Here is a 16,615-nt window from a genome sequence, read left to right as displayed (position 1 = left end):
TTCGGCACCGGTTTCCTGCCGAACGGCGTCCTGGTGAGGATCACACCGCAGAGCCCCCGCGCTGCGGGGCGCTCCGGCACGCCGACGGAGTCGGGAGTCGGGCGCCTGCCGGAACCCCCCTGCCGCAGGCCGTGGCCTCGACGGAGCCGTGCCGGGTACGGCCTGGGCACCGCTCCGTCCGGGCTCCATCCGGGCTGTCGGGGGCATCGTCAACGCGGCCGCGGTCAGGGGTGTGGGGCCCGCTCGGGGCCCCGAGCGGTCACTGGTGCAGGGACCGGATCCAGTCCGCCGGCACCCGTTCGGCCGGCCCCGGAGCCGGCTGGTCCGCCGGGTGGCTCGCCGGCGGCGCCAGCTCGGGGCCGGCTTCGTACATCTCGTTGCTGTCGTAGTCCCAGAACCACTCCTCGCCCGGCTCGAAACTGCGCACCACGGGATGCCCGGTGGCCTTCCAGTGGGCGGTGGCGTGCTGGGCGGGGGAGGAGTCGCAGCAGCCGATGTGGCCGCAGGCCGCACAGCGCCGCAGGTGGAACCACCAGCCGCCGGCCTCGTCGCACTCGGCGCAGCCGCTGCCGCTGGGCGGGACGCTCGGGTTGATGGCGTCGGTGTCGGTCATACGGGCTCCTCGGCGGTCTCGGACGTGGTGACGGTTTCCCCGGGTCCGGGCGCGGTCCCGGGGCCGGTGGCGGTGCCGGATTCCGGGGCGGTCTCCGGGTCCGGGGCGGTGAGCGGCAGCAGGACCTGGAAGCGGGTGTCGCCGGGCACCGACTCGACCTGGAGGCTGCCGTGGTGCTTGTTGACGACGATCCGCCAGGAGATGTCCAGGCCCAGTCCGGTGCCCTCGCCCACCGGCTTGGTGGTGAAGAAGGGGTCGAAGATCCGGCTGCGGATGTCCGCGGGGATGCCGGGGCCGGTGTCGCGGAACTCCACCAGCAGCCGGTCGCCCTCGCGCGCGGTCCGGACGGTCACCGTGCCCTCCCCGCCGGCGCTGTTGATGGCGAAGACCGCGTTGTCGACGAGATTGGTCCACACCTGGTTGAGCTCCGCCGGGTACGCCGGCACGCTCGGCGCCGTGCGGTCGTAGTCCTTGACGACCCGGATGCGCTGCCCGATCTTCCCGGACAGCATCAGCAGGGTGCTGTCGAGGAGTTCGTGGACGTCGACGACCCGGTAGGGGGCCCGGTCGAGCTGGGAGTACTGCTTGGCGGCGTCGACGAGGTGGGAGATGCGGTTGGTGGAGTCGTCGATCTCGTCCATCAGCAGCTCGGTCTCGACGGTGTAGTTCAGCCAGCCGATCGCCCCCGGCAGGATGTCCTCGTCCACCGCCGCCGCGACCTGCTCCAGCCAGTCCACGTCCAGCCCGGCCTGCACGAAGGTCGGCGCGATCCGCCAGCCTTCGGGGATGCCGTGGTCGTCGAGCCAGTCGGTGAGCTCGTCCTCCCGGTCGGAGGTCTCGATCGGGCTCAACGCCGGTGCCTTGGCGACTCGTTCGGCGGTGCGCTCCTGGATGTCGATGAGCTCGGCGAGCGTCTCGCGGGAGTAGGGTCCCTGGGCGATCACGGCGAGCTTGTGCCGCATCTTCGCCACCCGTTCCCGCAGCGTCGCCGTCGCCCGTACGGCCGCCGCCGCGGGGTTGTTGAGCTCGTGCGTGAGCCCCGCCGACAACGAGCCCAGGGCGAGCAGCCGTTCCCGCTGCCCGACGGCCCGCTGTGTGTTCTTCGAACCGAAGAACAGCCCTTCCAGCAGATGGGCGGCCATCGGGAACCACTCCTGCATGATGTCCGCGAACGACTGCGCGGGCAGCACGAAGAAGCGGGTCGGCTCGGTCACCCGCATCGTGTTGTTGTAGACCTGCGGCACCCGGTCCCCGAGGTACGCCTGCATGGCTCCCCCGTACACCCCGCGCTGCGAGGTGCGGCTGACCTCGACGTCGTCGCCGCCGACCCGGCGGTACAGCACGACCGTGCCCTCGAGCATCACGTAGAAGCAGGTCGCCGGATCGCCCTCGGTGTACACCGGCCCGGCCTCGAACCTCTCCACCCGCCCCTCGCCGCACAGCCGCCCGAGCTGCTCCGGGGAGAGCTTCTCGAACAGGAACAGCGAGCTGATCTCGCCGGGGCTGCACGGCATCAGCTGCCCGCTCATGACTGCTCCAGGTAGCGGTGGACGAGCATCACGGCCATGGCTCCCTCTCCGACGGCGGACGCGACGCGCTTGGCGGACTCGGCGCGCGCGTCGCCCGCCACGAACACGCCGGGGATGTTGGTCTCCAGGTGGTACGGCGGCCGGTCCAGTTCCCAGCCCGCGGGTGGCCGGCCGTCGGGGGTGAGGTCGGGTCCGGCGAGGATGAACCCGTTGTCGTCCCGCAGCACCGTCCCGTCGAGCCAGTCGGTCAGCGGGGCCGCGCCGATGAAGACGAACAGCCACTGGGCGTCGACCAGTTCGGTGTGCCCGCTCTGCGTGTCGCGCAGCGTCAGCTGCTCCAGGTGGCCGTCGCCGTGCGCCGCCTCGACGACCGTACCGGTGCGCACGGAGATGTTGGGCGCGTCGTTGATCTGCTGGATCAGGTAGTAGGACATCGACGCCGACAGGTCCGGCCCGCGCACCAGCAGCGTCACGGACTTGGCGCCCCGGGACAGGTACATCGCCGCCTGGCCCGCCGAGTTGGCGCCGCCGACGATGTACACGTCCTGGCCCTGGCAGGCGGGCGCCTCGGTCAGCGCCGACCCGTAGAAGACGCCGCAGCCGGTCAGGTCCTCGGTGCCCGGCGCCCGGAGCTGCCGGTACGACACGCCGGTCGCCAGGATCACGCTGTGCGCGGCGACCGCCGAGCCGTCGGAGAAGCGCACGACGCGCGCGGCCCCGTTGACCTCCAGTCCCGTGACCTCCCGCGCGCTGAGGATCTCGGCGCCGAACTTGGTGGCCTGACGGCGGGCCCGGTCGGTGAGCTGGGCGCCGGAGACACCGTCGGGGAAGCCGAGGTAGTTCTCGATACGGGAGCTCTGCCCGGCCTGCCCGCCGGTCGCCGAACGCTCCACGAGCACCGTACGCAGGCCCTCGGACGCCCCGTACACGGCGGCCCCGAGCCCGGCCGGTCCGCCGCCGATCACCACGAGGTCGTAGAAGTCGGCCGTCGGTGTCGTCGCCAGTCCGACGTGCGAGGCCAGTTCGGGGGCCTCCGGCTCGACCAGCGGCGTCCCCTCCGGGGTGATCACCAGCGGCAGCCGCTGCCCGTCCGCCCCGGCCGCGGCGAGCAGCCGCCGCCCCTCGGGCTCGTCGGAGGAGTACCAGCGGTACGGCACCTGGTTGCGGGCCAGGAACTCCCGTACCTCCGAGGAGCGCGCCGACCAGCGGTGTCCGACCACCTTCGTGCTGGGCACGGGCCGGTAGTCGCTCGCGCGCCAGGCCGTCAGCAGATCGTCCAGGACCGGGTAGAGCTTCTCCTCGGGCGGGTCCCACGGCTTGAGCAGGTAGTGGTCCAGGTCGACCACGTTGATCGCGTCGATGGCCGCGTTGGTGTCGGCGTACGCGGTCAGCAGCACCCGGCGCGCACCCGGGTACACGTCCAGGGCCTGCTCGAGGAACTCGATGCCGTTCATCTGCGGCATGCGGTAGTCGGCGAGGATCACGGCCACCAGGTCGCCCCGCAGCTTCAACTCCCGCAGCGCCTCCAGCGCGGACTCGCCCGACTCCGCGCGCACGATCCGGTACGAGGCGCCGTAGCGGCGCCTGAGGTCACGGGCGACGGCGCGCGAGACCCCCGGATCGTCGTCGACGGTCAGGATGACGGTCCGCGCTGTCTCGGCGGCCTGTGCCATACGTCTCCCACCCCGGGTGGTCAGGACCGAAGGCGCGGGGAAACGCCGCGCCGGTTTCGGCCATCGTATGTTCGATCGGCCGCGTGCGCCCCGGGAGGGGGGAGGCGGTGCGCTCCCGGCACACATCCGGGCGCGCACGGTCCACGTCCGCGGGCGTCAGCCCTTGCGGGAGCCCAGCACACAGAACTCGTTGCCCTCGGGGTCGGCCAGGGTCACCCAGCTCTGCTCGCCCTGCCCCACGTCCGCGTGCCGGGCGCCCAGGGCCAGCAGCCGCTCGACCTCGGCGCGATGGTCGTCGGGGCGGAAGTCCAGGTGGAGCCGGTTCTTCAGCGTCTTGGCCTCCGGCACCGGGACGAAGAGCAGTCCCGGGACGCGGTCCGGCGCGGGGCGGATCTCGTACTCGTCAGGCGCGTCGTTGACCGTCACCCAGCCGAGGGCCTCGGCCCACCAGCGGCCCAGGGCGGCCGGATCGGCCGCGTCGACGATCACCTGTTCCCATTCCAAGGTCATGCGGGGCAGCGTAGTGAAGACTGGGGTGTGAAGGTTCGCATTTTTTCGACCCAGGGAGGCAGCGGGATGACGGGCCCGATCACGGCAGGCGTCGACGGGACGGACGAGAGCCTCGCGGCGCTCGCCTGGGCGGCGCGGGAGGCCGTCCGGCGGGACCTGGCGCTGCGCGTGGTGCACGCCTGGCGGTTCCAGGCGGCCGCGTCGGCGCAGGTGGCGGACCGCGACGACCAGGAGCGGTGGGTGCGGACCTCGGTCCTGCGGGCCGTCGCGGAGGTCGCCGAACGCCACCCCGGCCTGCCGGTGACCACGGACGTCCTGGAGGGCGACCCGGTCGAGACGCTCGCCGCCGCCGCGGCGCGGGCGGAGATGCTCGTCCTGGGTTCGCGCGGGCACGGCCGGGTCGTCGGGTTCCTGCTCGGATCCGTCGGCCAGCAGGTGATCGCCGGGGCGACCCGCCCGGTCGTGCTCGTCCGCGCCGGGGACAAGGCCACCGAGGAGGTGGCCGGGCACGAGATCGTCGTCGGCCAGCACGGTGGCCCCGAGGACAGCGCGCCCGCCCTGCGGTTCGCCTTCGAGACGGCCGCCGCCCGCGGCGCCACCGTCCGCGCCGTGCGCGCCTGGACGCTCCCGCCGGTGTTCTCCTACAGCCCGGCCTCGCTCAAGCTCCTCGACGACGCCGGCGGCCTGGAGCCGTACGAGAAGAAGGCGCTGGCCGCGGCCCTCGCGCCCTGGCGGGAGCGTTTCCCGGACGTGCCGGTCGTGGAGCACGTGGAGATCGGCAGCGCCGGGCAGGTGCTGCTGTCGGTGTCCGGGCGGGCCCAGCTGATGGTCGTCGGCCGGCGCGCCCACCGCACCGCGGTCGGCGCCCGGATCGGGTCGGTGGCGCACGGCGTCCTGCATCACGCCGACTGCCCGGTCGCCGTCGTCCCGCACGCGTGACTCACTCCGGCACGGTCGGCTCCAGGGTCTCCCGCGCCTTGGGCAGGATCCTCTCGATGTAGTCCTGGACGGCCGTGTCCAGCCCGATGTCGTGCTGCGCCCGCTCCGACAGGTACCAGCGGTGCTCGAGGAGTTCGTGATAGATCTCCGCCGGGTCCATGGAGCCGCGCAGCTCGACGGGCACCGCCCGCACCGTCGGCCGGAACACGTCCCGCACCCACCGGTGCGCCAGCACCTCGGGGCGGGCGGCGAGGGGGTCGCCGGGCGCGTAGTCGTCCTGGGTCGCCATCCAGCTCTCCAGGTCGTTCAGCAGCCGCCTGGCCTGGTTCTCCTCCGTGTCCAGGCCGGTCAGCCGCAGCAGTTGGCGCTGGTGGTGGCCCGCGTCGACGACCTTCGGAACGAAGGTGACGGTGTCGCCGTTGGTGGAGTGCTCGATCTGCATCTCGGCGACGTCGAAGCCGAGGTCGTTGAGCCGGCGGATCCGGCGCTCGATGTAGTGGTACTTGCCCGCCGGGTAGACGGAGGTGCGGGTCAGTTCCTCCCACAGGCCGTGGTAGCGGGCGCAGATCTCCATGCCGAACTCGATCGGGTCCACCGACGGGTGCAGCGCGCCGGAGGCCTCCAGGTCGAGCAGCTCGCCGCTGATGTTCACGCGCGCGAGGTCGAGGTCGTAGTCGCGCTGGCCGTTGCTCAGCTGCGGGTGCAGGTCGCCGGTCTCGGCGTCGACGAGATAGGCGGCGTAGGCGCCCGCGTCGCGGCGGAAGAGCGTGTTGGACAGGGAGCAGTCACCCCACGCGAACCCGGCGAGGTGCAGCCGGACCAGCAGCACCGCGAGGGCGTCCATCAGCCGGTGCATGGTCGCCGGCCGCATGGTCGTCTCGAACATCGACCGGTACGGCATCGAGCCGCCCAGGTGCCGGGTCACCAGCACCGGCTCCAGCGGCTCGCCGGTGCCGTCGGTGCGCCCGGTGACCACGGCCAGCGGGTCGACGGCCGGGATGCCCAGCCGGTCGAGGTCGCGCAGCAGTTCGTACTCGCGCAGCGCCGGGCGCTGCGCGAGCTCCTTGACGGCGATGACCTCGTCGCCGGCGCGGGCATAGCGCACCACGTGCCGGGAGATGCCCCGCGGCAGCGGCACGAGGACCTCTTCGGGCCATTCCTCCAAGGGCACGTGCCACGGCAGCTCCAGCAGGAGGGCCGGGTGCTCCGGGTTGGTGGCGCTGATCTGCAAAGCCATGGCCCGACCTTAGACGGCCCGTTCGCGCGCCCGGTGTGCCGCCTCCCGCACGGAGCCCCGGTGGAGCGGCCCGTGGCCGGGCAGCAGGACGTCGGCCGTCAGTTCCCCGATCACGTCCAGGGACGCCACGGCGCGGGCGCGCTCGTGGTGGAACATGTCGGGCAGCAGCTGCGGCCCCTGGATCCGGGAGGTCGCGTGGCCGCTGACCAGCGCGTCCCCCGAGACGACCGCGCCGGCGTCCGGGAGGTGGAAGACGGTGTGGCCGTCGGTGTGGCCGGGGTTTGCACGGGCACGGGCCGGCCGGGCAGGTCCAGCGGACCGGTGGCGACCGGAAAGGGCTCCGGCGCGGTGACCGGATGCTGCTCGGTGCCGCCGGCGCGCAGTACGTGCACCATCCACGGCAGCACACCGGGGCGCCAGGCGTTCCGGAGCACCTCGCGGACGCTCACTTGCTGGAGGAAGTCCCGCCGCGCGTGCGGGACTTCGGCCGGGTGGAGATAGACCGGGGTGCCGTACGCGGCGCGCAGGTGCTCGGCGGAGCCCAGGTGGTCGTTGTGCGCGTGGGTGATCAGTACGGCCGCCACGGCCTCCGGTGAACCGCCCACCTGCGTCAGGGAGTCGAGGAGCTGCCGCCGGTCGGCCGGGTAGCCGGTGTCGATGAGGGTGAGGGCGTCCCCCTCGGTCAGGATCACCCAGTTGGTGTTGCTGCCGTGCACCAGGTAGGTGCCGTCCGCCACTTGCCGTACGTCTGCCCGCATGTCCGTCCCGTGGGGGTGAGGTCCGTGCTCGACGGAGACAGCAAAGCAGATCGGGGCGGGTGCGCCGACGGCGGGGAGGCACGCGTGCGGACCGCGGCGTCGCGGGTCGGGCTCCGCCCTCGGCGAGCGCTCAGCCGGTGACCGTCACGGCCACGATCGTCGCGGCGAGGATCGCGTCCAGCACCAGGCAGAACTCGGCGAAGGGGCGCACGACCACCCGGCCGCTCCGGTAGTGGTGCGCGTCCCAGAGCGCATGCCCGAACAGTCCAGCCGCCACCAGGTAGGCGCCCGCATCGTCACCGGCTCCCAGGGCGAGGGCGGCCGCGCCGCCGAAGGCGAGCAGACCGGCCACCTGCAGGGGCGCCGGCCCGCCCCGCTCACGGAGCGCGGCGGGCCGCAGCCCGTACACCAGCAGGGGCAGGGCCAGGGCGAGCACCACCCAGGTCGGGTCGATGTCGCCGCCGCCCAGGAGTTCGGCGGCGAAGATGACGACGACGGACCCGAAGAACAGGGTCCACGCGGTGGACGGCCTGCCCAGCACCGCGGCGCCGAAGTAGACCAGCGCCGAGGCGGCCAGGGCGGGAGCCACGTCGACGCCCTCGGACATGTCGAAGGCGATCAGCGCGGTCGCCGCGATCGCCGCCCAGGCGGCCCAGTGCCGCACGACGGCGGGACGCCGGGCGTCGGGACGCGGGGCGGTGGACGTCACGTGGTCCGGTGGGTTCGTCATCACCCCAACGTACATACCCCCAAGGGGTATGTAAACGCGGAACGCCGACCCTCCTTTGCGCGCTCGAACGCGCCCCTACTGCACGCCCCGCGGGCGGAACTGGATGCTGATGCGCGGACCTGTGGCACGCGTCGACTTGGGGATGCAGTGCTCCCAGGTCCGCTGGCAGGAGCCGCCCATCACGATCAGGTCGCCGTGTCCCAGGGGACGCCGCACGCTGCCGCCGCCGCCGTGCGCCGGGCGCAGCAGCAGATCGCGGGGCGCGCCCACGGAGAGGATCGCGACCATCGTGTCCTCGCGGGCGCCCCGGCCGATCCGGTCGCCGTGCCAGGCGACGCTGTCGCGGCCGTCGCGGTAGTAGCACAAACCTGCGGTGACGAAAGGCTCGCCCAGTTCGTGGGCGTAGTGGGTGCTCAGCATGTCGCGGGCCTGCTCCAGTACCGGGTGGGGCAGTTCCTCGCCCGGCCCGTAGAAGGCGAGCAGTCGGGGGACGTCCACCGTGTGGTCGTACATCTTCCGGCGCTCGGCCCGCCACGGCACCTCGCTCGCCAGTTGTTCGAAGAGCGTGGCTGATCCGGAGAGCCAGCCCGGCAGCACGTCGATCCAGGCCCCCGAGCCCAGCACGGTCCGGTGGATCCCGTCGAGGGAACCCAGCCGCAGCTCGTCGGTCTGGTCGAAGAGGGAGGCCTGGAGGTGGTGCCTGGTCATGAAGTCAGCCTACTCCGGAATCGAAAACTTGTTCTCTGTGGTCGCCTCGGGCTGGTGCGGGTGTCGCTCCTGGTCGGGTCCGGTGGCCACCGTGGCCGGGTTCAGGGGCCACTCGTGGCCGGGTCCGGTGACCATCGTGGCCGGGTTCGGGGGCCGCTTGTGGCCGAATTCGGTGATCAGTCGTGGCCCGGTTCGGTGATCCCTGCTGGTCTGGGTCTGTGATCGCTTCTGGTCGGGTGGTGATCGGGTCGGGTCTATGTCACAACCCTTTCGATGCATCGATGTATCGGATACATTCCCGCATCGAACGGAGGTGCGGCATGGCGGCGGAGCGGACGGGCGGGCGCGTCACCCGGCGGCGCGAGCACACCCGGGCCAGGCTGCTCGACGCCGCCTTCGAGGTGTTCGCCGCCAAGGGCTTCGGGCGGGTCTCCATCGAGGAGGTCTGCGAGGCGGCCGGCTACAGCCGGGGCGCCTTCTACTCCAACTTCGACAGCCTGGACGAACTCTTCTTCGCGCTCTACCGGCAACGCGCGGACCTGCTCGCACAGCAGGTCGCCGACGCGCTCGCCGGGGACGGCCCGGACCTCGACGTGCCCGCCTCCGTGGACCGGGTCACCGGCGTGCTGCTCCTGGACCTGGACTGGCTGCTGGTGAAGACGGACTTCCTGGTCCACGCCGCCCGCGACCCGGCCGTCGCACAGTCCCTGCTGGAACACCGGGCCAGGCTGCGCGGCGCCATCGCCGACCGGCTCGCCCGCGCCCGCGGCCACACCGCACTTCCCGCCGTACTCGGCGACGCCGACGCCGCCGCCCACGCGGTGGTCGCCGCGTACGACGGGGTCACCACCCAGCTGCTGCTCGACAAGGACGTCGACGGCGCCCGCGCCTGGCTCAAGCAGCTCCTCACCGCGCTGCTCACCGACGGCAGCGGCAACCAGGAATGAAGTCTCCGGGAGAAAGGGCAACGGTCGCCATGGACGCGGACGTCATCGTCGTCGGAGCGGGCCTCGCCGGCCTGGTCGCGGCGCACGAACTCACCAGCAGGGGCAGGCGGGTCGCCCTGGTCGACCAGGAGAACGCCGCCAACCTCGGCGGCCAGGCGTTCTGGTCCTTCGGCGGACTGTTCCTCGTCGACTCGCCCGAGCAGCGACGCCTCGGCATCAAGGACTCCCTCGACCTCGCGTGGAGCGACTGGCAGGGCAGCGCGCGGTTCGACCGGACCGACGACGAGGACTCCTGGGCGGTGCGCTGGGCGCGCGCCTACGTCGAGTGGGCCGCGGGGGAGAAGCGCCGCTGGCTCACCGGACACGGCATCTCCTTCGTGCCCACCGTCGGCTGGGCCGAGCGGGGCGACCTGCGCGCCGACGGGCACGGCAACTCCGTGCCCCGCTTCCACGTCGCCTGGGGCACCGGCACCGGCGTCGTCGAACCCTTCGCCCGGTACGCCAGGCAGGCGGCCCGGGACGGGCTGCTGACCTTCCACCACCGTCACCGGGTCGACGAGCTGGTCGTCGAGAACGGCGCCGCGCGTGGGGTGCGCGGCACGGTCCTCGCGCCCGACGACTCGCCGCGCGGCGTCTCCTCCAACCGCGACCGCGTCGGCGACTTCGAACTGATCGCCCAGGCCGTCGTCGTCACCAGCGGCGGCATCGGCGCCAACCACGAGATGGTCCGCCGGTACTGGCCCGAGCGCCTCGGCACCCCGCCCGCCCAGATGGTCACCGGCGTCCCGGCCTACGTCGACGGCCGCATGCTCGACATCAGCGCCGGGGCGGGCGTCCGGCTGGTCAACCGCGACCGCATGTGGCACTACACCGAGGGCATCCGGAACTGGGACTCCATCTGGCCCGGTCACGGCATCCGCATCCTGCCCGGCCCGTCCTCGATGTGGTTCGACGCCCTCGGCCGCCGCCTGCCCGACCCCTGCCTGCCGGGCTACGACACCCTCAGCACCCTCGAGTACCTGCGCACCGCGCAGGACATCGCGGGACACGACCACTCGTGGTTCGTCCTCACCCGGAAGATCGTCGAGAAGGAGTTCGCGCTGTCGGGCTCCGAGCAGAACCCCGACATCACCGCCAAGGACCGCAAGGCCGTCCTGCGCGACCGTCTCCTCGGCAAGGGCGCCCCCGCACCCGTGCAGGCGTTCCTCGACCACGGCGCGGACTTCGTCGTCGCCGACACCCTGGACCGGCTCGTCGAGAAGATGAACGCCCTGACCGACGAGCCGCTCCTCGACGCGGACGGCCTGCGCCGCCAGATCCGGGCCCGCGACCTCCAGATCGCCAACCCATACGCCAAGGACGCCCAGGTGCAGGGCATCCGCAACGCCCGTCGCTACATCGGCGACCGCCTGGGCCGCGTCGCCACCCCGCACCGCCTCCTCGACCCCGAGGCCGGACCCCTGATCGCCGTCAAACTGCACGTCCTCACCCGCAAGACCCTCGGCGGCATCCAGACCGACCTCGACTCGCGTGCCCTGGGGCTCGACGGACAGCCGATCGAGGGCCTCTACGCGGCGGGCGAGGTGGCCGGCTTCGGCGGCGGGGGCGTCCACGGCTACAACGCCCTCGAGGGCACCTTCCTCGGCGGCTGCCTCTTCTCCGGGCGCGCGGCGGGACGGGCGGCGGCGCGTCAGACGGGCTGATTCCGCGGCCGGGGAGCCTCGCCCAGGGAGCCGGAGGAGTCCGTCCGGAAGAGCCCGACCGGACCGTCCGGAGGAGTCCGTCCGGAAGAGCCCGACCGGACCGTCCGGAGGAGTCCGTCCGGAAGAGCCCGTCCGGCCCGTCCGGAGGAGTTCGACCGGAAGAGCCCGACCGGAAGAGCCGACTCGTCCGCCCGGAACGTGACCGATCCTGCGCCTCAGCCCAGGAGGCGGAGCAGCACCGCCGCGTGACTGTGCTCCGGCTCCTTCGCCGAGGTCAGCAGCGTCACCCGGCCCTCGCGAGCCAACTCGCGCACATGGTCGAGGAGTTCGGCCGCCTCGGGGGCGGACAGCTCCGCCTCGTAGCGGCGGGCGAACTCCTCGTACCCGCCCTCGCCCGCGTGGTACCAGCGGCGCAGCTCCGTCGACGGGGTGAGGCCCTTGGGCCACTCGTCGACCTGCGCGGCGTCCTTGGACAGGCCGCGCGGCCACAGCCGGTCGACCAGGACGCGGACACCGTCGTCCGGCTCGGCGGGATCGTAGACGCGGCGCACGCGGACGCTCACGGGCGGGCCTTCCTCGGGGTGGCGGGTGGTGCCGGGAGCGTACTGCCGCGGGCGGCTCCGTACGGTGGGCGACGCGGCGGAACGTGACCTGATCGAGGGGGAAACCCGTCCGGTCCGTGCGTGGTCCGTGCCTGGTCCGAGCGCGCTCGACAAGCCGCCTTCGTGGAGCGCGCGTGACCCTCCCCGATCCGCATCCCGCGCGTCGAGGCGGCCGAACACCGCCACGGCAACGCCACCACCGTCCTGTTCGAACGCCTGCGGAGCGGATGTCCGGCATGGAGCCCGACGGGCCGCTCCCGACCTGGTCGCACACCCCGGAGAACCCTGACCGGCCTCGTGATCCTGACCAGTTCCTGACACCAGTAGGCCAGGGTCGGCGCATGATCCCGTACCGAACCCGTGCCGCGCTGCTCGCCGCCTCCCTTCTGCTCACCGGATGCGGCGGCGGCGCGGCGGCCTCCTCCGGCCACACGGCCGACGCGACACCACCCTCTCCGACCCCCACGGGCATGGCCGGCACGCCCGCGCCCAAGGTCTCCGCACCGGCGGCCCCGCAGCGCATACCGGGACTCGGGCCGAAGACCCGCGCCGCCGTGCCCGCCACGGCGCGCCAGGTGGTCGTGGTGACGGGACGGGGCCGCAACTCCCCGCTCTCCACGGTCGTCCTGTACCACCGCCTCGCCTCCGGCTGGAAGGCCGGCACCGCCTGGCCCGCCCACAACGCGCTGCGCGGCTGGACCGACCACCACACGGTCGGCGACCTGCGCTCACCCGTCGGCGTCTACGGCCTCACCGACGCCGGCGGCCGGCTGCGCGACCCGGGTACCCGCCTGCCGTACGACCGGTCCGGCGCCTTCACCGCGTCCGGCACCGGATTCGAGGGCGAGCCCCTGGCCGGATCCTTCGACTACGTGATCGCGATCAACTACAACCGTGAGCCCGGCACCTCACCGCTGGACTGGACCCGCCCGCTGGGCGCGAAGCGAGGCGGCGGGATCTGGCTCCACGTCGACCACGGCGGCCCCACCCAAGGCTGCGTCAGCATCGCCGAGGACGCCATGAAGGCGCTGCTGCGTACGCTCGACCCCGCACTCCACCCGGTCGTCGTCATGGGCGACCATGCCTCCCTGGCACGCTGACAGAAGGGGGAACCGCCGCGTGTGCGCACATGTACTGGTCGCCGAGGACGACGCGATGCAGGCCGAACTCATCCGCCGCTCCCTGCTCGCCGAGGGCCACACCGCCACCGTCGTCCACGACGGCTCCGCCGCGCTGGACGCGGTGCGTCGGGACCGGCCCGACCTCGTCGTGCTGGACCTCATGCTGCCCGTCATCGACGGCTTCGGGGTGTGCCGGGTGCTGCGCCAGGGCGATGACATCCCCGTGCTGATGCTGACCGCCCGCGCGGCCGAGGACGACGTCCTGCTCGGCCTGGAACTGGGCGCCGACGACTACATGACCAAGCCCTACAGCCCGCGCGAGCTGATGGCCCGGATCCGCACGGTACTGCGGCGCAGCGGGCGGGCCGCCGGTGACCGGCGGGACGACCCGGTCGTCCGGGCGGCGGGGATCGCCGTCGACCCGGTGCGGCACGAGGTGCGGTGCGACGGCCGGCCCGTGGACTGCACGCCCGCCGAGTTCCAGCTCCTGCTCGCCCTCGTCGGCGAGCCCGAACGGGTCTTCACCAGGCGGCAGTTGCTCCACTGCACCCGCGGCTTCGACCGCTCCTCCACCGAACGGGCCGTCGACGTGCACATCATGAACCTGCGTCGCAAGATCGAGGCCGACCCGCGCAGACCCGTCCGGCTGGTCACCGTGTTCGGCGTCGGCTACAAGCTGAGCGGCGGCCGTGCGTGAACCGCGTCCGCATACCCCTGCGCAAGCGACTGCTGGTCCGGCTGCTGAGCGCGTCCGCCCTCATCGCCGTGTGCTCGGTGGCCGCGACCGCCTGGCTGGCGGTGACCACCACCACCCGCGCGCTGCGGGAGGAACAGGGCCAGGCACTCGCCGACGACATGGACATCCTCGCGCGGCTCAGCGGATACGCGGCCACCCACCCCGACTGGAAGGGCGTCCAGGCCACCGTGCGCGCCCTGTCCGCCCAGACCGGGCGCCGTATCGCCCTGACCACCGCCGACCGCACCCTCCTCGCCGACTCGGCACCGCGCGGCACCTCCCTGCCGCCACGCGCCGCCGCCACCGTCGACCCACTGCGCACCGACACCTTCAGCGAGCGCGGCGCCCAGCTCAGCGGCACCGACCCGCGCGTGGTCGGCCCCTACCGGCTCACGGCGACGGAACGCACCCAGCTTGACGCCCTGGCCAGGAAACGGCAGAGCTGCTTCGCCCGCCACGGCATCGAGACGACCCTCACCCGGACCCCGAGCGGCCGCCCGGTCCTGACCGCCGCGGAGGGCACCACCGAGCCCGGCTACGTGCCCGAACCCTGCGCCGACGGCATGCTCAACACCCCGGCGCCGACGGAGGAGAAGGCCCTGGCCGCGCTCCGGCAGCAGGCCCGCGGCTGCCTCACCCGGCACGGGCTGGACACCGGCGCACCGCTGTCCCCGGCCCTGCTTTTCGTCGGCCTGGACTCCCGCGACCCGGCAGGCGGTTTCGGATACCTCATGAAGGGGGACGCCAAGGCCGTGCGGGCGGCCCAGGCCTGCCTCGACGACGCCCGGCGCACCCAGCTCGACCCGTACGTCGCCCCCGTCGCCGAGCTGTTCCTGGGCGGCGGGGACAACGGCGCGGCACCCCGCTGGGACCTGTCACCGGCCAACAAGACGAAGGTCGTCGGAGCGGCCGGGCTGGTGCTCGCCGTCACCGTCGCCGTGACCGCCGTCGTCGCCACCCGCCTCGTCAGGCCCCTGCGTGCCCTCACCGAGGCCGCCCAGCAGCCGCCCGACCGGCACGCGCGCGTGCCCGTCACCACACGGGACGAGACCGGCATCCTGGCGGAGGCCTTCAACGACCTCGCCGAGCGCCGCGAACGCATCGAGGCCCAGCGCAAGGCCCTGGTCAGCGACGTCGCCCACGAGCTGCGCAGCCCGCTCACCAACATCCGCGGCTGGCTCGAGGTCACTCGCGACGGCCTCGTGGAGCCCGACGCCGAGCTGCTCGCCGCCCTGCACGAGGAGGCGCTGGTCCTCCAGCGGGTCATCGACGACCTGCGCGACCTCGCCGCCGCCGACGCCGGCACCCTGCGCCTGCACCGCGAACCCGTCGCCGCCGACGACCTGCTCGCCCAGGTCACGGCCGCCCACCGCGTCGCCGCCGAGGCCGCCGGCGTCACCCTGCGCACGCGGACCGACGGCACCCCCTGGCTGGACGCCGACCCGGTGCGACTGCGGCAGGCCCTCGGCAACCTGGTCACCAACGCCGTACGCCACACTCCGCCGGGCGGCACGGTCACCCTGACCGCCCGCCGGGAGGACGCCCAGGTCCTCCTCGAGGTCGCCGACACCGGCACCGGCATCGCGGCCGAGGACCTGCCGCACGTCTTCGAACGGTTCTGGCGCGCCGAGAAGTCACGCAGCCGCCGCACCGGGGGCAGCGGCCTGGGCCTGCCGATCGTCCGCCACCTGACGGCCGCCCACGGCGGCACGGCGGACGCCGCGAGCACCCCCGGCGAGGGGAGCGTCTTCACCCTGCGACTGCCCGCCGCGACGCCTCCGCGGGACGGCTGAGACGCGAGGGCTGATTCCGTGCTGATGGTGCGGGTACCCCGTTGGCCTGACTGCGAAGAGGGAGGTCACGCCATGTGCTCGTCGGACGACCTGCCGGTCGCGAGGACCCTGGCCGAGCTGGCCGCTCTGACCGAGCGGGAGCGGGCTCTCTACGTCCGCTGGTCGCGCGGACCCGAGATCGACCTCGGCTCGGTCTCCAGCAGGGACGACCTCACCGGCGTCCGCATGCCCGGCCTGTCCGCCAACCCCCTCGACGTCGAAAACTGGTGGGGCGACCGCTCCCGCACCCTCTGGGTCGCCCGGCGTCTCTACGACTACGCCCACCTCCCGCACGAGAAGGGCCCCGGCGTCCGCCCGTGGGTCCTGACCGGCCGCGAGACCGGCCGCGGCCCCGACAACGAACCCCTCGTCACCGACGCCCGCCCACTGTGCTGGATCGACCCGTCGGTGATCGAGGAGGCCAAGACGGAAGTGGCCCGCCAGGAGGCGCGGTGGGGCCCGCTACGGCGATCGGGCCGGTGACCTGTGGGTGGGTGAGGGTGAGTGGGCGGGCCGGGTCGGCCGGCACGGGCCCGCACTGCTGCGCGCGCCGGGCTCCTGCGGCTGGGGACTTCGGGCGGAAGTGGTGGCGGCCCGGCAGCCGAGGGGGCCGTCGCGGCGGGTGGGCCGGTGGAACGGCGGGGCGGAATCGGTGAGCTTCGGGCGAGGTGGCGAGGTGGCGAGGTGGCGAGGTGGCGAGGTGGCGAGCGGGGGAGCGGGGCGTCGGGGTCAGCGCTGGGCGTGCTGGACGCGACCGGTCCGGTCGGTGCACTGCGGCGCCGGAGGCTCGGCTGCAGGGTGACCTCCACGGCTGCGGGCAGGGGGCGGGGCCGGTCCTGCTGCCGGCCGAGTGGGCTGTCCGGCAGCTGTCGGGCCGGTGTGCGCCGCGCGGTGAGGATGAGCTCCGGTACGGCGCCGAGCTGCCGATGGGCGTAGGGCGGAGGAGGCCGGTCCAGGGGAGGCCGGTCCAGGCGCCG

Annotated in this window: 15 protein-coding genes and 1 pseudogene; 7 read left to right on the top strand and 9 right to left on the bottom strand. The window is 73.3% G+C overall.

What is annotated here, in order from left to right:
* Positions 1 to 259: 259 nt before the first annotated feature.
* From ACIHAR_RS34980 to ACIHAR_RS34965, 4 genes are all read right to left on the bottom strand, one after another.
* The gene (locus tag ACIHAR_RS34980) at positions 260 to 613 is read right to left on the bottom strand and encodes a UBP-type zinc finger domain-containing protein (protein ID WP_365466592.1); all 354 of its coding nucleotides are present in this window, start codon (positions 611 to 613) and stop codon (positions 260 to 262) included.
* Positions 610 to 2,142 (bottom strand): ATP-binding protein, encoded by a 1,533-nt coding sequence (locus tag ACIHAR_RS34975; RefSeq protein WP_365466590.1) that lies wholly within the window; start codon positions 2,140 to 2,142, stop codon positions 610 to 612. Before ACIHAR_RS34975 ends, ACIHAR_RS34980 begins: the two co-directional genes overlap by 4 nt.
* Positions 2,139 to 3,815 (bottom strand): FAD-dependent oxidoreductase, encoded by a 1,677-nt coding sequence (locus ACIHAR_RS34970; protein WP_365466588.1) that lies wholly within the window; start codon positions 3,813 to 3,815, stop codon positions 2,139 to 2,141. Before ACIHAR_RS34970 ends, ACIHAR_RS34975 begins: the two co-directional genes overlap by 4 nt.
* 156 nt (positions 3,816 to 3,971) lie before the next feature.
* The gene (locus tag ACIHAR_RS34965; protein ID WP_365466586.1) at positions 3,972 to 4,325 is read right to left on the bottom strand and encodes a VOC family protein; all 354 of its coding nucleotides are present in this window, start codon (positions 4,323 to 4,325) and stop codon (positions 3,972 to 3,974) included.
* 66 nt (positions 4,326 to 4,391) lie between these two features.
* On the opposite strand from ACIHAR_RS34965, the gene ACIHAR_RS34960 reads away from it, so the two are divergent.
* Positions 4,392 to 5,264, top strand: a complete 873-nt coding sequence (locus tag ACIHAR_RS34960; RefSeq protein ID WP_365466584.1) for a universal stress protein — start codon at positions 4,392 to 4,394, stop codon at positions 5,262 to 5,264.
* 1 nt (position 5,265) lies between these two features.
* Here the strand turns inward: ACIHAR_RS34960 and ACIHAR_RS34955 are convergent, their stop codons facing one another.
* The 4 genes and pseudogenes from ACIHAR_RS34955 to ACIHAR_RS34940 all read right to left on the bottom strand — a co-directional run bounded on the left by ACIHAR_RS34955 (position 5,266) and on the right by ACIHAR_RS34940 (position 8,697).
* Positions 5,266 to 6,501: a DUF4032 domain-containing protein gene (locus ACIHAR_RS34955; RefSeq protein ID WP_388753007.1), complete on the bottom strand. Its 1,236-nt coding sequence runs from the start codon at positions 6,499 to 6,501 to the stop codon at positions 5,266 to 5,268.
* 9 nt (positions 6,502 to 6,510) lie between these two features.
* A pseudogene (locus ACIHAR_RS34950) lies at positions 6,511 to 7,259 on the bottom strand (MBL fold metallo-hydrolase).
* Positions 7,260 to 7,389: 130 nt separating this feature from the next.
* Positions 7,390 to 7,989: a hypothetical protein gene (locus ACIHAR_RS34945; protein ID WP_400023238.1), complete on the bottom strand. Its 600-nt coding sequence runs from the start codon at positions 7,987 to 7,989 to the stop codon at positions 7,390 to 7,392.
* 75 nt (positions 7,990 to 8,064) lie between these two features.
* Positions 8,065 to 8,697 carry an alpha-ketoglutarate-dependent dioxygenase AlkB gene (locus ACIHAR_RS34940; protein ID WP_400023237.1) on the bottom strand — a complete coding sequence of 211 codons (633 nt, stop codon included), beginning with the start codon at positions 8,695 to 8,697 and terminating at the stop codon, positions 8,065 to 8,067.
* A 320-nt stretch (positions 8,698 to 9,017) separates the two neighbouring features.
* Between ACIHAR_RS34940 and ACIHAR_RS34935 the strand changes: the two genes are divergently transcribed.
* Together ACIHAR_RS34935 and ACIHAR_RS34930 are read left to right on the top strand one after the other, a co-directional pair.
* Complete coding sequence (locus ACIHAR_RS34935) at positions 9,018 to 9,644, top strand: TetR/AcrR family transcriptional regulator (protein ID WP_365466575.1); 627 nt, start codon at positions 9,018 to 9,020, stop codon at positions 9,642 to 9,644.
* A gap of 29 nt (positions 9,645 to 9,673) precedes the next feature.
* On the top strand, positions 9,674 to 11,347 hold the full coding sequence (locus tag ACIHAR_RS34930) for an FAD-binding dehydrogenase (RefSeq protein WP_400023236.1): 1,674 nt from the start codon (positions 9,674 to 9,676) through the stop codon (positions 11,345 to 11,347).
* A 215-nt stretch (positions 11,348 to 11,562) separates the two neighbouring features.
* Here ACIHAR_RS34930 and ACIHAR_RS34925 read toward each other — a convergent pair whose 3' ends face one another.
* Positions 11,563 to 11,910 carry a DUF488 family protein gene (locus tag ACIHAR_RS34925; protein WP_365466571.1) on the bottom strand — a complete coding sequence of 116 codons (348 nt, stop codon included), beginning with the start codon at positions 11,908 to 11,910 and terminating at the stop codon, positions 11,563 to 11,565.
* Positions 11,911 to 12,290: 380 nt separating this feature from the next.
* Here ACIHAR_RS34925 and ACIHAR_RS34920 point away from each other — a divergent pair, with 380 nt between their 5' ends.
* The 4 genes from ACIHAR_RS34920 to ACIHAR_RS34905 all read left to right on the top strand — a co-directional run bounded on the left by ACIHAR_RS34920 (position 12,291) and on the right by ACIHAR_RS34905 (position 16,121).
* Entirely contained in the window at positions 12,291 to 13,049 is a 759-nt protein-coding gene (locus tag ACIHAR_RS34920; RefSeq protein ID WP_400023234.1) for a hypothetical protein, read from the top strand.
* A gap of 19 nt (positions 13,050 to 13,068) precedes the next feature.
* On the top strand, positions 13,069 to 13,767 hold the full coding sequence (locus tag ACIHAR_RS34915) for a response regulator transcription factor (protein WP_365466567.1): 699 nt from the start codon (positions 13,069 to 13,071) through the stop codon (positions 13,765 to 13,767).
* The gene (locus tag ACIHAR_RS34910) at positions 13,764 to 15,599 is read left to right on the top strand and encodes a sensor histidine kinase (RefSeq protein ID WP_400023232.1); all 1,836 of its coding nucleotides are present in this window, start codon (positions 13,764 to 13,766) and stop codon (positions 15,597 to 15,599) included. The genes ACIHAR_RS34915 and ACIHAR_RS34910 overlap by 4 nt, the downstream gene beginning before the upstream one ends.
* Before the next feature lie 72 nt (positions 15,600 to 15,671).
* Positions 15,672 to 16,121 (top strand): DUF6098 family protein, encoded by a 450-nt coding sequence (locus ACIHAR_RS34905; RefSeq protein ID WP_365466563.1) that lies wholly within the window; start codon positions 15,672 to 15,674, stop codon positions 16,119 to 16,121.
* The last annotated feature ends 494 nt before the right edge of the window (positions 16,122 to 16,615 follow it).

This window comes from Streptomyces sp. NPDC052016 (genome assembly GCF_044548445.1).
Lineage (GTDB): Bacteria > Actinomycetota > Actinomycetes > Streptomycetales > Streptomycetaceae > Streptomyces.
Note: the sequence above shows the minus strand (reverse complement) of the source record. Positions and strands in the feature narration are given on the sequence as shown.

Coding starts and splice junctions, on each gene's coding strand:
- ACIHAR_RS34905 (WP_365466563.1), top strand. CDS start 15,672: ATGTGCTCGTCGGACGACCTGCCGGTCGCGAGGACCCTGGCCGAGCTG.
- ACIHAR_RS34960 (WP_365466584.1), top strand. CDS start 4,392: ATGACGGGCCCGATCACGGCAGGCGTCGACGGGACGGACGAGAGCCTC.
- ACIHAR_RS34980 (WP_365466592.1), bottom strand. CDS start 613: ATGACCGACACCGACGCCATCAACCCGAGCGTCCCGCCCAGCGGCAGC.
- ACIHAR_RS34940 (WP_400023237.1), bottom strand. CDS start 8,697: ATGACCAGGCACCACCTCCAGGCCTCCCTCTTCGACCAGACCGACGAG.
- ACIHAR_RS34975 (WP_365466590.1), bottom strand. CDS start 2,142: ATGAGCGGGCAGCTGATGCCGTGCAGCCCCGGCGAGATCAGCTCGCTG.
- ACIHAR_RS34920 (WP_400023234.1), top strand. CDS start 12,291: ATGATCCCGTACCGAACCCGTGCCGCGCTGCTCGCCGCCTCCCTTCTG.
- ACIHAR_RS34955 (WP_388753007.1), bottom strand. CDS start 6,501: ATGGCTTTGCAGATCAGCGCCACCAACCCGGAGCACCCGGCCCTCCTG.
- ACIHAR_RS34945 (WP_400023238.1), bottom strand. CDS start 7,989: ATGACGAACCCACCGGACCACGTGACGTCCACCGCCCCGCGTCCCGAC.
- ACIHAR_RS34930 (WP_400023236.1), top strand. CDS start 9,674: ATGGACGCGGACGTCATCGTCGTCGGAGCGGGCCTCGCCGGCCTGGTC.
- ACIHAR_RS34965 (WP_365466586.1), bottom strand. CDS start 4,325: ATGACCTTGGAATGGGAACAGGTGATCGTCGACGCGGCCGATCCGGCC.
- ACIHAR_RS34935 (WP_365466575.1), top strand. CDS start 9,018: ATGGCGGCGGAGCGGACGGGCGGGCGCGTCACCCGGCGGCGCGAGCAC.
- ACIHAR_RS34970 (WP_365466588.1), bottom strand. CDS start 3,815: ATGGCACAGGCCGCCGAGACAGCGCGGACCGTCATCCTGACCGTCGAC.